This is a genomic window from Acidovorax sp. 59, assembly GCF_002754175.1.
Lineage (GTDB): Bacteria > Pseudomonadota > Gammaproteobacteria > Burkholderiales > Burkholderiaceae_C > Acidovorax > Acidovorax delafieldii.
Window position 1 is genome coordinate 1,127,901 of record NZ_PEET01000001.1, and the last position, 14,832, is coordinate 1,142,732.

The following is a 14,832-nucleotide window of genomic DNA, read 5'->3' on the forward strand; positions in this document are numbered from 1 at the left end:
GAGCGGACGTCAGCCGATCAGTGCGTCTATCTTCTGCTGCGCGGCTGAGCAGTCGCCAAACATGCGGTCCACCCATTCGGTGTCGAAATACGTGGGCAAGTACCGCTCGCCCGCATCACACAGCAGCGACAGGATGGAGCCGTGCTCGCCACGCTCGCGCATCTCGCTGGCCAGCGTGAGCATGGCCACAAAGTTGGTGCCCGTGGACGGGCCCACGCGCCGCCCCAGCAACTGCGACAGCGCACGCATGGCGGCGATGGACTCGCAGTCCGCCACATCCACCATGCGGTCCACCAGCGTGCGGACAAAGCTTGGCTCCACCCGTGGGCGCCCAATGCCTTCAATGCGGGATCCCGGAGCCGTCAGCTGCGCATCGCCCGTGCGGTGGTAGGCGCTGAACACCGACCCCGCCGGGTCGGCCACACACACCTGCGTGGCATGGCGCTGGTAGCGCACGTAGCGGCCAATGGTGGCGCTGGTGCCGCCCGTGCCCGCGCCCACCACGATCCAGCGCGGCACAGGGTGCGGCTCGCGCGCCATCTGCGTGAACATGCTCTCGGCAATGTTGTTGTTGCCGCGCCAGTCGGTCGCGCGCTCGGCATACGTGAACTGGTCCATGTAGTGGCCGCCCGTCTCCTCGGCAATCGCACGGGCCGCGTCATACACAGCGCCCGCGCTGTCCACAAAGTGGCAACGCCCGCCATGGAACTCGATCTGCGCCACTTTCTCGGGTGACGTGCTGCGCGGCATCACCGCCACAAACGGCAACCCTAGCAGCCGGGCAAAGTAAGCCTCACTCACCGCCGTGGAGCCGCTGGACGACTCGACGATGGTCGAGCCCTCATGCACCCAGCCATTACACAGCGCATACAAAAACAGCGACCGCGCCAACCGGTGCTTCAGGCTGCCGGTGGGGTGGGTGGATTCGTCCTTGAGGTACAGGTCAATGCCATGCGCAGCAAACGCGGGCAGGCGCAGCGGGATCAGGTGGGTGTCAGCGCTGCGCTGGTAGTCGGCTTCGATGCGGGCGATGGCTTCGTGCAGCCAGGGGGCGCGATCTTGAGTGTGGCAAGGTTCGGAGGTGTTCTGTTGAAAAGACATAGTTGCATTGTCGCGGTGTTCCATGGGGTAGCTCGTATCTTCACCAATCCTCTTTCACCGCCATCACCGCATCCCTTCCCGCCGCCGCCCGGCCCGCCAGCCATGCGGTGACCGTGCCCGACACAACAACGGCAGCACACAGCCCCAGCAACCTCCAACCCGGTACCGCCAAATCCATCGTCCAGTGAAAACTCTGCGGGTTGACCACGTGCACCAGCACCACGGACACGGCCAGCCCCAGCAGCACGCCCGCCGCGGCACCCACCGCCGTCCACGCGGCCCCTTCGCCCGCCACCACGGTCAGGATCTGGCGCCGCGTGAGGCCCAGGTGGGCGAGCAGGCCAAACTCCTTGCGCCGTGCCAGCACCTGGGCGCTGAAGCTGGCGGCTACGCCGAACAGGCCGATGCCGATGGCGACGGCCTGCAGCCAGTAGGTGACGGCAAAGCTGCGGTCGAAGATGCGCAGCGAGCGTTCGCGGATGGTGGCGGCGGAGCTGAATTCCACCAGGGCCTCGTTGCCGTCGCCCGTGGTGGCGCCCGCCGCAGTGGAGAGCTGGCGGCCGGCTTGGGTCGCAGCGAGCGCGCGGATGGACGCCTGCAAGGCCGACAGGTCGGTGCCCTCGCTGGGCCACAGGGCCAGGTCGCTGGTGCGGGCGTCGCCGGTCAGGCGCAGCCACACAGCGCGGTCCATCACCACGGCGCCGGTTTGCCGGGCATAGTCACGCCAGATGCCTGCTATGTAAAAGATAGCTGCTGGCGCATGATTCTCTAGCGCTTGGGGGCTAAAAGCCTTGGAAAGTGCAGGCCACTCCATGCCGGGGCGCAGGCCGTACAGGTCCACCACGGCCTCGCTGATGTACACGCCGGTGCGGCCGGGGGGCACGGGCAGGGCCTCGCCCACCAGCGGCAGGGTCTGCGCCGGCTCATCGCCCAGGGGGCGGCTCAGCACCGTGAGGGCGGGCAGCGTGGGGGACAGCTGCAGTGGGCTGGCGCGCAGGGGCTGCACGCGGTCCAGTCCTGGCAACTGGCCCACTGCTTCGGCAAAGCCTGCAGGCAGCAACGCGGCCTCACCGCCGCCCGTGCCGCCCGCACTGAGGGCCGAGCGCACGTACAGCGGCGACGGCAGCACCGCGTCCAGCCACTGAGTGACCGAGCCGCGAAAGCTGGACACCATCACCGTCAGCGCAACGGCCAGGCTGAGGGATGCGACCACGCCGCCCACCGCGATGGCCGCGCTGCCCCGCATGCGCCGCGCGCGCTCCAGCGCCAGCAGTGGCAGCGCATGGCGTGCGGCCAGGGGCTGCAGCCATGCCAGCAACCGCGCCATGCCCCAGGGCAACAGGGCGATGCCACCCACCAGTAGCAGGGCAATGGCGACGTACGCGGCCAGTGGAATGCCAAATACGGGTGGAGCGCTAGTCAAAATTGCCCCGGTAGCTATCAAAACGATACCAACAGTGCCCTTGTCCGCCTGGCTGGCCGCGGCGCCAAGGCCCTTCAGGGTCTGGGCCGGGGGCAGGGTCTGCGCGGCGCGTGCGGGCCACCAGCCACCCGCCAAGGCGGCCGCCACGCCCAGTGCGCCGTACACCAGGGCGGCGGGGGCGCTCCATTGCAGCGCCGGCCGCACGCCCGCAAAGTAGCCACCGCCCAGGTCGCCGCCCAGCAGTTGCAGCGCCGTGGCCGCCAGCGCGGTGCCCAGCGTTATGCCCAGCACGCTGCCCAGCAGGCCCAGCGCTGCCGACTCTGCCAGCACCAGTGCCAGCCGCTGGCGCGGTGTGGCGCCTAGCACGGCCAGCAGCGCAAACTGCGGCCCGCGCTGCGCCACGCTGAGGGCCAGCACCGAGAACACCAGAAACGCCCCGGTGAACAGTGCCACCAGCGCCAGCACCGTCAGGTTGACCCGGTAGGCGCGCGACAGGTTGCTGATGCGCTGGGTGGCATCGCTGGGCTGCGCCAGCACCAGGTTGGCAGGCCAGCCGGGCTGCGCGCGCAGTGTGGCTTCCCACGCAGTGCGGTCGGTGCCGGGCTGCAGTTGCAGGTCGATGCGGGTGAGTGCGCCTGCACGGCCAAACAGGTCTTGCGCAGCGCCAATGTCCATCACGGCCAGCGGCGCGCCGCCGGCGGTCACGGTGCCCGCCACCTGCACCGTGAGCGCCTGTTGCAAACCCACCTGCAGCGTAAGGCGGGGCAGGGGCGAGGATGGTGCTGGAGCGGCGGCAGAAAGCCCCAGCACCTGCAGCGCGGCCGTATTGAGGAACACCGTGGCGGGTGCGAAGAGGGCGAACCGGTCGGCGCTGTCCCAGGGGCGCGGCACCAGCGCCGGGGCCATGGTGGGCAGCAGCAGTGCATCGGCGCCCAGCACGCGGATGGGGGTGCGAAGGGACTGGTCTTTGGCGCCCGCGGCTGTATCTGCCTGCGCTACGGCCGACAGCTCCAGCAGCGGGCTGGCGCGGGCCACTTGCGGGTCGGTGGCCAGGCGTTCGTACAGCGCCTCGGGCAGGCTGCCTTGCATGGCGCGCAGCTCCAGGTCGGGCTGGCCGTTGACGGCGCGCACGGCCTGCGAGAACTCGTCCAGCGCCGACGCATTGATCACATGCACCGCAAACGCCAGTGCCACACCCAGCATCACGGCCGCCACCGCTGCGGCGCTCCGCCAGGGGTGGTGGCGCAGGTCTTGCCAGGAGAAGGTGCGGAGCAGGGCGAGCATGGCCTGCATTGTGGCCGCAGGCGTTGGGAGCCTGGGTTTTTGACGCACATCAACCTTGCATTTCAACCCCCTTGAAGCCGCGATGCCGCAGACCTATCTTGGAATCAGGGCCCGCCCTCCTGCGCTGGCTCAGTTGTCTGTTTCAACCCCTTTTCAGGAGCCAAAACCATGAGCTCTCTCGTGACCCGTGGCAGTCTGTTTGACGACTTTTTCAAGGACATTGCCCCCGGCTTTTACGTGCGCCCGCTGCATGGCGACAACCTGCCTTCGCCCAGCCAGATCAAGGTGGATGTGAAGGAAACCGAAGGTGGCTACACGGTGCAGGCCGAGGTGCCCGGCGTGGCCAAGGAGGACATCCATGTCTCGCTCGAAGGCAATGTGGTGAGCCTGCGTGCCGAGGTGCGCCAGCACGACGAAAAGCGCGAGGGCGAAAAGGTGCTGCGCAGCGAGCGCTACTTTGGCGCTGTGGCCCGCAGCTTCCAGCTGCCCGCCGATGTGGACGCCGCGCAGGCCAAGGCCAAGTATGACAACGGCGTGCTGACGCTGACCCTGCCCAAGAAGGTGAACAAGGCGGCGCAGCGGCTGAACATCGAGTAAAGGCCCGCAGCCGCTTTGGCTGCAATGGGGCTCAGCCTAACCAGCGATGCCGCTGGCCGTGAGGCGCAGCACCCGGTCGGCCCGCGCCGCCGCAGCGTCGGAATGGGTGACCAGCACCAGCGAAGCGCCGTTCTCCCGCGTTTGCGCCAGCAGCAGGTCCATCACGCGCGTGGCGGTGGTGGGATCGAGGTTGCCGGTGGGCTCGTCGGCCAGCAGCAGGGCGGGGCGGTGCACCAGCGCGCGGGCGATGGCCACGCGCTGCAGTTGGCCGCCGCTGAGCTGCTGCGGCAGCCGTGCGCTGAAGGCCTCCAGGCCCACAGCGGCCAGCATGTGCTGCACCCGGGCCGCGTCGGTTTGGCCCAGCAGCATCAGCGGCAGGGCCACGTTCTGTGCCACGTCCAGGTGCGGCAGCACGTGGAAGGCCTGGAACACAAAGCCCACATGCGCACGGCGCCACAGCGCACGGGCGGTGTCGTCGAGCTGGCCCAGGTCGGTGGTGCCGTGGGTGATGCTGCCGGTGTCCCAGGTATCCAGCCCCGCCAGGCAGTTGAGCAGGGTGGACTTGCCCACGCCCGAATCGCCCACGATGGCCACAAACTCGCCGGGTGCCACGGCGAACTGCACGTTGGCGAACACCGGCGTGCTGCCGTAGTGCTTGCCCAGGTTCTCCACACGCAGCAGCGTCATGGCGTGGGCTGCTCCAGGCGCTGCAGCACGGCCTGCACCAGCGTGGCCACGGCATGGGGCTGGTCGCAGGCGATGGCGTGGCGCTGCGGCATGCTGCGCAGCCAGGTGATCTGGCGCTTGGCCAGTTGCCGTGTGGCGGCAATGCCGCGTTCGCGCAGGAAGGCCGTGTTCAACGGGGTGCCCGCAGGACGGCTGGCCTGGAAGTCGAGTTCTTCCCACACCTGCCGGTAGCCTACGCAGCGCATGGAGGGCAGGTCGGGGTGCAGGTCGCCGCGTGCGCGCAGGGCCGCCACCTCATCAATGAATCCTCCGGCCAGCATGGTGTCGAAACGCTGGGCGATGCGCTCATGCAGCCAGGCCCGGTTGTCGGGTTCTAAGGAAAAAAGCGCACTGGCGCCGGTGTTATTTGTGTTGTCTGCTACTTTTTTGATAGTGTGAAAGCTCGACAACGGCTGGCCCGAGACATGCCACACCTCCAGCGCACGTTGAATGCGCTGGCTGTCGCCGGGGGCCAGGCGCGCGGCCGTCACTGGGTCCACACGCGCCAGCTCGGCATGCAGGGCAGGCCAGCCCTGCTCGGCCGCCTGGGCTTCGATCTTGGCGCGCACCTCGGGGTCGGCGGCGGGCATGTCGTCAATGCCATCAAACAGGGCCTTGAAGTACAGCATGGTGCCGCCCACCAGCAATGGCAGTGCGCCGCGCGCGCGGATCTCGGCGATGAGCCGGGTGGTGTCCTGCACAAACTCGGCGGCGCTGTAGGCCTGCAGCGGATCGCGGATGTCGATGAGGTGGTGCGGCACGGCGGCGCGCTCGTCGGGCGTGGGCTTGGCGGTGCCAATGTCCATGCCCCGGTACACCAGGGCCGAGTCCACGCTGATGATCTCGACCGGCCGGCCCTGTTTGCCCAGCACGGCGGCCAGCGCCAGTGCGCCGGCGGTCTTGCCCGACGCCGTGGGGCCCGCCAGAGCGATGGTGGGGAGGGTGTCAGGCGTGCTCACGGGGCGCTCCAAACTTCTGCACCAGCGTCCACGAGATCACGGCCAGCACCACCGACCAGAACCAGATCCCGTTAACCAGAGGCCACACCGTGCCATCGAGCCGCAGGCCCAGCCAGCCGCCAATGGCAAAGGCCGCCAGCATCATCATGAAACCGTTGAGTGCGGATGCGACGCCTGCCGCCTTGGGGAAAGGTCCTACGGCGCCACTTTGCCCGCAGGGCTGGTGGATGCCGTGCGCCACCATGAACAGGTAGAACGGTAGCGTCAGTGCCCAGGGGTGGTGACAGCCCATCCAGGCCACCAGCGCCATCAGCGTGCCGCCGCTGGCGCTCAAGGCCCCGGCAATGGCCACCGTGCGCTGCAGGCCAAAACGTGCCAGCAGAGCGCGGCACACAAAGGTGCCCGCAAAGTAGGCCACGCAGGCAGACGCCATGACCCAGCCATACATGGTGCGCGTGAGGCCCAGCACGTCGATGTAGACGAACGAGGACGACGCCAGAAAGGTGAACAGCCCGCCATAGGTGGCCGTGGTCTGCAGCGAAAACGCCCAGAAGGTGGGGCTGCGCAACACCTGTTGCCAGGTACCCACCAGCGCACGGGGCTGCAGCGCTTGGGGGTTGCGGTGGGCCAGGGTCTCGGGCAAGCGCAAGGCCACCAGCGCCAGCGTGACCACGGCATAAACCGTGAGAGCCAGCAGCGCAGCGCGCCAGCCCAGCCATTCGCTCAGCAGGCCACCCATGGGCGCGCAGATGCAGGCCACGATGCCCAGCCCCGTGAGCGCCTTGGACATGGCGCGGGCGCCCTCCAGCGGCGTATACAGGTCGCGCACGATGGCGCGCGCGCACATCACCACGGCACCCATGGCAGCACCCTGGGCGATGCGCCACAGAATCAGCAGGCCCATGGTCGGCGCAAAGGCGCTGCCCAGCGAGGCCACGGTGTAGATGGTCAGGCCCGCCAGCAGGATGGGGCGGCGGCCAAAGCGGTCAGACAGAGGGCCCCACACCATCTGAGAACAACCAAACGCCAGCAGCAGCCCGCTGAGCGTGAGCTGCGCCGCCGCCATGGGCGCGCCCAGGCTGCGGGTGAGCGCGGGCAGCGCGGGCAAGTACAGGTCGGTGGTGACGGGCTGGATGGACAGCAACAGGGCCAGCACCAGAATGGCCAGGCCAGGTTGGACAGAGACAGGGGCGGCCGCAGACGCTGCGGTGGCGGAGGGGGCAGACATATCTGTCTGAGCGTACCAGAAGGGGTGGGCGCGCTGCAGGCAGGGCGGTGGACCCAGGCGGTGAGAACTTGCGCAAATTTATGTATGACAAAGGTCGCGCGGGTGACATCCTGCCTTGCGCGGGGCGCAGCACCATGGTGGGGCGGTGGCTGGCAGCCCGTCATGCCTTGGACGCTGTTCTGAGGGACGCTTCGCCCGGATGCTGCACCAAGCAACACAACACAACAAGGAGACAAGCCATGCACAAGACTTACAGCGCCTCTGCGGCGCAAACCGCTCACCCTTTGCATCCTGCGCAGGCCCGGCGTTCTGGCGCATTCCCCGCCGCGCTGTGGCGGGCTGCCTGCGCTGCGGCGGCACTGGGTGTGGCCTTTGCGGCCCCAGCCCAGGCGCAGGCCCCGGCGCTACCGGCGCCCGAGACCGTGACGCTGGACAAGCTGGGCTACATGAGCACCTTCCCACCCGAAGGGGCGCAGCGTGTGGACCTGAGCAACTCGTACAAATACCCGCAGCTGCGCTGGGCCGTGCAGCACCTGCGCGAGCTGCAGCCCACACGCAATATCCGCCGGGGCGGTGCCGCACCATCTGCGTTGCCGGCCGACCCGCGACCATTGGGCGCAGTGGCATTCGATGACGACAAGGGCCAGCCCATCACGGTGGACCAATGGTTCACCCGCACCTACACCGATGCACTGGTGGTGATGCACAAGGGCCGCGTGGTGTACGAGCGCTACGACAACCAGATGAAGCCCTACTCGCCGCATCTGCTGTTCTCGGTCACCAAGTCGTTCACCGGGCTCATGGCGGCGCAGCTGGCGCACGAGGGCAAGATCGACCCCGAGGCGCTGGTGACCAAGTACGTGCCGGAGCTGGCCGAATCGGCCTGGGGCGACATGAAGGTGCGCGATGTGATGGACATGACGGGCGCCGTGCGCTTCCGCGAGGTCTACACCGACCCGACCACCGAGATCTTTGGCTACAGCTGGTCCAGCGGTCTGCTGCCCCGTCCGCCGGGCTACCAGGGGCCGACCAATGTGTACGACTTCCTCAAGACGCTCAAGAAGGAAGGCGAACACGGCGCCGGGTTTGTGTACCGCACCGTGCATTCGGAGGTGCTGGGCTGGATCGTGTCGCGCGCCACTGGCAAACACTGGGCGGAGTTGATGAGCGACAACATCTGGCAAAAGCTGGGCACCGAGGAAGATGCCCATGTGATGGTGGACAGCGTGGGCACGCCGCTGCAGGGCGCAGGCCTCAACGCCACGGCGCGCGACCTGGCGCGGTTTGGCGAGATGCTGCGCCTGGGCGGCAGCTTCAACGGCCAGAAGATTTTTGACAAGGCCGTGATCGACGACACCGCCAAGGGCGGCGACCGCGAGAAGTTCAAGATGGGTGGCATGGCCTTTCGGCCCGGCTACAGCTACCGCAACCAGTGGTGGGTGCTGCACAACTCTGATGGGGCTTATGAGGCCGCCGGCATCCACGGCCAGTTCATCCATGTGAATCCGGTTGCCGAGATGGTGGTGATCAAACTGTCGTCGCACCCCGTGGCGGGGGCAGGCTTTACCCACCCGCTCACCCTCAAGGCCTGGGCGGCACTGGCGCAGGCGGTGCGCCGCTGAGACTGCGCGGCTGACTCGTCGCGGCGAGCCGCTGCGCTTACTTCAGGTGAAACAGCGAGGCCACGGCCTCGCGGTACTGCCGTTGGCCCACAGAGTTGGTGTTGTGGTGCGAGCCGCCCTCTACCAGCACAAACTGCTTGGGCTCCCGCGCTGCCTCGTACAGCTGGCGGCCCAGCGTGGGGCGGATCAGGCTGTCGTCGCTGCCATGCACCACCAGCAGCGGCGAGCCGATGTCGGCCACCTTGCGGATGGATTCGAACCGCTGCGTGATGAGCGGCGACACCGGCAGCCAGCCCCACTTGAAGGTGCTGACCACGTCGGGGATGCTGGTGAAGGTGCCTTCGACGATGGTGCCCTTTTCATCCGGTACTTGGCGCGCCAGATCGATCGCAATGGCGCCGCCCAGCGAGTGGCCGAAGATGTAGCGCGGCTTGTCCGGGTGCTGCTCGGCCAGCCAGTTCCAGGCGGCGCGGGCGTCCTCGGCCGCGGTGGCCTCGGAAGGCAGGCCTGCGCTGCTGCGCCCAAAGCCCCGGTAGTCGATGGCCAGCACCGAAAAGCCCAGCTCCTGCATGCGCCGGATGCGGCCCGACGAACCCGCCACGTTCCAGCGCGCCCCATGCAGGTACAGCATCACCGGCGCGCTGGCCTTTGTGTGGGGCAGCCACAGCCCGTGCAGGCGCTCGGCCTTGCCGGTGGTGTCGGAGGTGAATTCGATCCACACGTCCTGCATGCCTTCGGTGGACGGCGCGCCGCCCCAGCTGCGGTCGCTGGGCTGGAAGATCCATTCGCGCTGCTTGGCGTCAAGGGTGGCGCAACCCACGCTCACGGCCACCACCAGCCCCAGGGATGCAAGAAGAGGGATTCGTTTCATCGTCCGACTGATTCTGGCGCAGGTACAAAAGTTCGGTGAGGATCAAGCACGGGAGCCGGTGGCTTGCAGTGGTAGAGCAGACGGTACCCCCGGCGCCGTCCCGGCGCTGGCGCCAGCACGCCGTTCACGACAGTCGCGAGGCCGACTGCATGGGCGAGGAGGTATCGATGGAAAGCTCTCCTGCATCCTGCGTGGTCACGCCGGCCGCCAGGCGCACGCGCAGCGCCAGGTCGGTGCGCGAATCCGCATTGTGCAGGGCCTCGTCCAGCGAGATGCGGCCGTCGGTGTAGAGCTGGTACAGCGCCTGGTCAAAGGTGCACATGCCGATCTCGGTGCTGTGGCCCATGGCCTCCTTGATGCCCGAGAACTCACCCTTGGCGATCAGGTCGGCGATGTAGGGCGAGTTGAGCATCACCTCCACCGCAGGCACCAGCTTTTCGTGCAGGCCGGGGATCAGGCGCTGCGAGATCACGCCGGCCAGGTTCAGGCTCAGGTCCATCAGCAGCTGGTGGTGGGCGTCTTCGGGGAAGAAGTTGATGACCCGCTCCATGGCCTGGTTGGCGTTGTTGGCGTGCAGCGTGGACAGGCACAGGTGGCCGGTCTCGGCATAGGCAATGGCCTGCTTCATGGTGTTGCGGTCGCGGATCTCGCCGATCATGATCACGTCCGGCGCCTCGCGCAGCGCGTTCTTCAGGGCTTCTTCGTACGACTGCGTGTCGATGCCCACCTCGCGCTGGTCCACCACCGAGCGCTTATGCGCGTGCAAAAACTCCAGCGGGTCTTCGATGGTGAGGATGTGGCCCGTGACGTTCTCGTTGCGGTAGTTGATCATCGACGCCAGCGTGGTCGATTTGCCCGAGCCCGTGGCCCCGGTCACCAGCACCAGGCCGCGCTTGCGCAGCACCAGCTTTTCCAGCACCGGGGGCAGGCCCAGCGCGGCCAGCGGCGGGATCTTGTTCTTGATGTAGCGCACCACCATGCCGGTTTCGCCGCGCTGCACGAACACGTTGACCCGAAAGCGCCCCAGGTTCTCGGCCGAGATCGACAGGTTCATCTCCTGCTTGGCCTCGAACTCGCCGATCTGCTTTTCGTTCATCACCGCGTAGGCCAGCTGCTTGACCTGGCCGGGCAACAAGGCGGGCATCTTCAACGGGTGTGTGACCCCTTCGATCTTGAGATTGACCGGCGCACCGACACTGAAAAAGAGGTCCGAGCCTCCCTTTTCGACCATGACGTTCAAGAAGCTGAAGATTTCCACGGCGGACTCCCGAAAGTGTGCGTATTGGTTTTCAAGTGCAGCATAGCCTGCACTGCGCTGCGCGCCAAAAACAAAGGGGCCGAAGCCCCAGTGATTTGCTGTGTGAACAGGCTGTTGGAACGCAAACACGTTCCAATGCCCGGCCCTTCCCCTTACACCACGCCCTGCGCCAGCATGGCGTCGGCCACCTTCACAAAGCCGGCGATGTTGGCGCCGTCGATGTAGCTCACGCTGCCATCGGCGCGCTTGCCGTAGTGCAGGCAGGCTGCGTGGATGCCCTGCATGATCTGCAGCAGTCGGGCGTCCACCTCCTCGCGGGGCCAGGACAGGCGGGCGGCGTTCTGGCTCATCTCCAGGCCAGATGTGGCCACGCCGCCTGCGTTGCTGGCCTTGCCGGGGGCGTACAGCACGCCTGCGGCCTCAAAGGCCTTGGCGGCCTCGATGGTCGAGGGCATGTTGGCGCCCTCGGCCACGCAGAGCACGCCGTTCTGGATCAGCGTTTTCGCGTCGTTCTCGTCCAGCTCGTTTTGCGTGGCGCAGGGCAGGGCCACGTCCACCTTCACATGCCAGGGGCGGACACCGGCTTCAAACTTCACACCCGTGCGGGCGGCGTAGTCGCTCACGCGGCCGTAGAGGTGGTTCTTCACATCCATCAGGATGGCGAGCTTTTCGGGAGTGAAGCCATCCTCGTCCACCACGGTGCCGCTGGAGTCCGACACCGTCACCACCTTGGCGCCCAGCTCCATCGCCTTTTGCACGGCGTATTGCGCCACGTTGCCCGAGCCGGACACCGACACGCGCAGGCCGTCGAACGAACGGCCTCGGGTCTTGAGCATTTCCTGCGCAAAGTACACCGTGCCGTAGCCTGTGGCTTCAGGGCGGATCAGCGAGCCGCCGAACGACAGGCCCTTGCCGGTGAACACGCTGGCCGCGTTGTTGGCCAGCTTTTTGTACATGCCCGCCATGAAGCCCACCTCGCGGCCGCCCACGCCGATGTCGCCGGCGGGCACATCGGTGTCGGGGCCCACATGGCGGTACAGCTCGGTCACGAACGCCTGGCAAAAGCGCATGACTTCGCCAGGGCTCTTGCCCTTGGGGTCGAAATCGGAACCGCCCTTGCCACCACCCATGGGCAGCGTGGTCAGTGCGTTCTTGAAGGTCTGCTCAAATGCCAGGAACTTGAGCACCGACAGGTTGACTGACGGATGAAAACGCAGGCCGCCTTTGTACGGGCCAATCGCCATGCTGTGCTGGATGCGGTAGCCCCGGTTGACCTGCACGCCGCCATGGTCGTCCACCCAGGACACGCGGAACATCACGACGCGCTCGGGCTCCACCAGCCGCTCCAGCAGACCATGCTCGGCGTAGCGCGGGTGCTGCGCAATGAACGGCCAGAGGCTTTCCATCACTTCGGTGACGGCTTGCAGGAATTCCGGCTGGCCGGGGTTGCGGAGCGCCACGTGGGAAAGGAAGCTCTCGGCGGTCGCGTGTTTCATGGTTCAAAAGGCTTTCAGCATCAAAAGGTCAACAACGTCAAAGATCGCTAACGCACCGGTTTGGCGCACTGCAACATCGAATTATGTTCAAAAGTTATACGTTTATGCCGATGCCTATGCACAATGGTGGGGAATGTGGCCGAGATATTCGCCACATATTGGTGCGGTTGATGTGTGGTGCGACCGTCATGCGTTTGCAAAAAGGACGTCATGGTCTTGTCACATGCCGACCCCACAGTTCGGCGGTTCTACCAACAACATAGCGAGGAGAAGAGCATGCACATCACTGGTGTGAAATGGGGAGCGCTGGCCATGGTGGCCACGCTGGCAGCCTGCGGCGGCAGCGACAACTATCCGTACCCCACCCTGAACGGCGACAAGCCCCTGGTGATCGGCCACCGGGGCACGGCGGGCTACCGGCCCGACCACACGCTGGAGGGCTACAAGCTGGCCATCGACATGGGCGCCGACTTCATCGAGCCCGACCTGGTCGCCACCAAGGACGGTGTGCTGGTTGCCCGCCATGAGCCCAACATCACGGGCACCACGGATGTCTCCACCCGCGCCGAGTTTGCGGGCCGCAAGACCAAGAAAGTGGTCGATGGCGTAGAGGAGGAAGGCTGGTTTGTCACCGACTTCACCCTGGCCGAACTCAAGACCCTGCGCGCCATCCAGCCTCTGTCGGACCGCGACCAGTCGTACAACGGCAAGTTCCAGATCCCCACCTTTGAAGAAGTGCTGGACCTGGCTAAGACCGAAGGCGCCAAGGCCGGCCGCACCGTTGGCGTGTACCCCGAAACCAAGCACCCCACCTACCACGTCAAGCAAGGCTTGCCGCTGGAAGACCGCCTGCTGGCCATCCTGGCCAAGTACGGCTACACCTCCAAGAGCTCGCCCGTCATCATCCAGTCGTTCGAGGTTTCCAACCTCAAGTACCTGCGCACCAAGACCCAGGTGCGCCTGGTGCAGCTGGTGGACGCGGACGATGTGAACCCCGATGGCACCATGTCGCTGGTGGCCCCGTACGACAAGCCCTATGACTTTGCCGTGGCCGGTGACTCGCGCACCTTCGCCAGCCTGCTGACCCCCGCAGGCCTCAAGGAAGTCAAGACCTATGCCGACGGCATTGGCCCCTGGAAGCCTTACCTGATCCCCTCTAAGCAAGTGGATGCCAACAAGGACGGCAAGGCCGACGACCTGAACGGCGACGGCAAGATCGACGAGCGCGACCGCGTGATGATGGCGCCCACCGACGTGGTGAAGAACGCCCACGCCGAAGGCCTTTTCGTGCACGCCTACACCTTCCGCAACGAAGCCAAGCGCCTGGCCTCGGACTTCAAGGGCGACCCCAAGGCCGAGTACAAGTTGTTCTTCAACCTGGGTGTGGACGGCGTGTTCAGCGACTTTACCGACACCGCCAAGGCTGCGCGGGACAACTGACCGCGACATCGGCCGTGACAGTGCGGCGTGCCGAACGCCCACAAAAAAGCCCGCATGCGCGGGCTTTTTTTATGCATTGCGCTTGTGTCAGAACCCCAGCGCAAACCCCAGGCTCAACAAGGTGCGACCTTGCTGGCGGCCCACGGTAGCGTCAAGCTGCTTGCCTGGCGCCCACTCCCAACGTGCACCCGTCTGAAAGGTAGGGGCGCTGCCCCGGGTGCCAAAGGCCTCCAGGTGCGGCGTGATGGCACCCCAGCTGCCTTCCACCGATGCGCCCCAGGTGGCGCGCCAGGACTGGCCGCGCTCGCGCTGGCTGCCCAGGTTGGCATTGACCACGCCCCAGGTCGCGGCGCAGGTGCCGATGAGATTGAGCGCGACCACGCTGCCTGCGCTCTGCCCGGCACCTTGGCGCCGGTGCACGACGCCGGCGCTGCTGCCGGCATTGCAGCCTTGTTCTTGCGCGGGGCTCCACAGCCACTTGGCCTGCACGCCTTGCAAGGTATGGCGCTCGTTGCGGTCACGTGCCAACACGGCGCCCAACTCCAGTCCGGCCATGGGGGTGAAGGCAGGGGCCATGTACACCGTGCCGGGCTGGCCGCGCTGGCCCTCCCACCACACTTCGACGTGACCATGGCCCACCTCGTCCACGCCCGCATCGTCCACGGTCAGGGGGCGCCCGGCGTGGGCGGACCAGGCCACGCACAGGGTGGTAGTGGCTGCCAGCATGCGCGATGCGGTGGCGTGGGTGGTACGGTGGTAGCGGTGCTGGGTCATGGAGGGCGGTGGGCAATGGCTGGAGGAAAGGGCTCTGGCTATGTCGCGGGCGG

General features: G+C 66.7%; 12 protein-coding genes. 3 read left to right on the top strand and 9 right to left on the bottom strand.

Features of this window, described 5'->3' with window-relative positions; genetic code table 11:
* Nucleotides 1-9 precede the first annotated feature (9 nt).
* Together CLU87_RS05120 and CLU87_RS05125 are read right to left on the bottom strand one after the other, a co-directional pair.
* Entirely contained in the window at nucleotides 10-1,101 is a 1,092-nt protein-coding gene (locus CLU87_RS05120) for a PLP-dependent cysteine synthase family protein (protein ID WP_099729746.1), read from the bottom strand.
* Between the two features lie 40 nt (nucleotides 1,102-1,141).
* On the bottom strand, nucleotides 1,142-3,817 hold the full coding sequence (locus CLU87_RS05125; protein WP_099729747.1) for an FtsX-like permease family protein: 2,676 nt from the start codon (nucleotides 3,815-3,817) through the stop codon (nucleotides 1,142-1,144).
* Between the two features lie 159 nt (nucleotides 3,818-3,976).
* On the opposite strand from CLU87_RS05125, the gene CLU87_RS05130 reads away from it, so the two are divergent.
* The gene (locus CLU87_RS05130; protein ID WP_099729748.1) at nucleotides 3,977-4,405 is read left to right on the top strand and encodes an Hsp20/alpha crystallin family protein; all 429 of its coding nucleotides are present in this window, start codon (nucleotides 3,977-3,979) and stop codon (nucleotides 4,403-4,405) included.
* 36 nt (nucleotides 4,406-4,441) lie between these two features.
* Here CLU87_RS05130 and CLU87_RS05135 read toward each other — a convergent pair whose 3' ends face one another.
* Genes CLU87_RS05135 through CLU87_RS05145 form a run of 3 tightly spaced genes read right to left on the bottom strand, consistent with a single transcriptional unit; the run spans nucleotide 4,442 to nucleotide 7,318 of the window.
* Nucleotides 4,442-5,092, bottom strand: a complete 651-nt coding sequence (locus CLU87_RS05135; RefSeq protein ID WP_099729749.1) for an ABC transporter ATP-binding protein — start codon at nucleotides 5,090-5,092, stop codon at nucleotides 4,442-4,444.
* Nucleotides 5,089-6,090 carry a tRNA (adenosine(37)-N6)-dimethylallyltransferase MiaA gene (miaA, locus tag CLU87_RS05140; RefSeq protein WP_099732044.1) on the bottom strand — a complete coding sequence of 334 codons (1,002 nt, stop codon included), beginning with the start codon at nucleotides 6,088-6,090 and terminating at the stop codon, nucleotides 5,089-5,091. Before miaA ends, CLU87_RS05135 begins: the two co-directional genes overlap by 4 nt.
* Nucleotides 6,077-7,318, bottom strand: a complete 1,242-nt coding sequence (locus CLU87_RS05145; RefSeq protein ID WP_099729750.1) for a multidrug effflux MFS transporter — start codon at nucleotides 7,316-7,318, stop codon at nucleotides 6,077-6,079. The genes miaA and CLU87_RS05145 overlap by 14 nt, the downstream gene beginning before the upstream one ends.
* Nucleotides 7,319-7,557: 239 nt before the next feature.
* Between CLU87_RS05145 and CLU87_RS05150 the strand changes: the two genes are divergently transcribed.
* Nucleotides 7,558-8,940, top strand: a complete 1,383-nt coding sequence (locus CLU87_RS05150; protein WP_199170795.1) for a serine hydrolase — start codon at nucleotides 7,558-7,560, stop codon at nucleotides 8,938-8,940.
* A 37-nt stretch (nucleotides 8,941-8,977) separates the two neighbouring features.
* Here the strand turns inward: CLU87_RS05150 and CLU87_RS05155 are convergent, their stop codons facing one another.
* The 3 genes from CLU87_RS05155 to gdhA form a co-directional block, all read right to left on the bottom strand.
* A complete protein-coding gene (locus tag CLU87_RS05155) occupies nucleotides 8,978-9,811 on the bottom strand; it encodes an alpha/beta hydrolase (protein ID WP_099729751.1) in 834 nt (277 codons plus the stop codon).
* 124 nt (nucleotides 9,812-9,935) lie between these two features.
* Complete coding sequence (locus CLU87_RS05160; protein WP_056062158.1) at nucleotides 9,936-11,069, bottom strand: PilT/PilU family type 4a pilus ATPase; 1,134 nt, start codon at nucleotides 11,067-11,069, stop codon at nucleotides 9,936-9,938.
* A 152-nt stretch (nucleotides 11,070-11,221) separates the two neighbouring features.
* Entirely contained in the window at nucleotides 11,222-12,565 is a 1,344-nt protein-coding gene (gene gdhA / locus CLU87_RS05165; protein ID WP_099729752.1) for an NADP-specific glutamate dehydrogenase, read from the bottom strand.
* A gap of 276 nt (nucleotides 12,566-12,841) precedes the next feature.
* Here gdhA and CLU87_RS05170 point away from each other — a divergent pair, with 276 nt between their 5' ends.
* Entirely contained in the window at nucleotides 12,842-14,005 is a 1,164-nt protein-coding gene (locus CLU87_RS05170) for a glycerophosphodiester phosphodiesterase (RefSeq protein ID WP_099729753.1), read from the top strand.
* Nucleotides 14,006-14,092: 87 nt separating this feature from the next.
* On the opposite strand, the gene CLU87_RS05175 is transcribed toward CLU87_RS05170, so the two are convergent.
* Nucleotides 14,093-14,779, bottom strand: a complete 687-nt coding sequence (locus tag CLU87_RS05175; protein ID WP_099729754.1) for a hypothetical protein — start codon at nucleotides 14,777-14,779, stop codon at nucleotides 14,093-14,095.
* Between the last annotated feature and the right edge of the window lie 53 nt (nucleotides 14,780-14,832).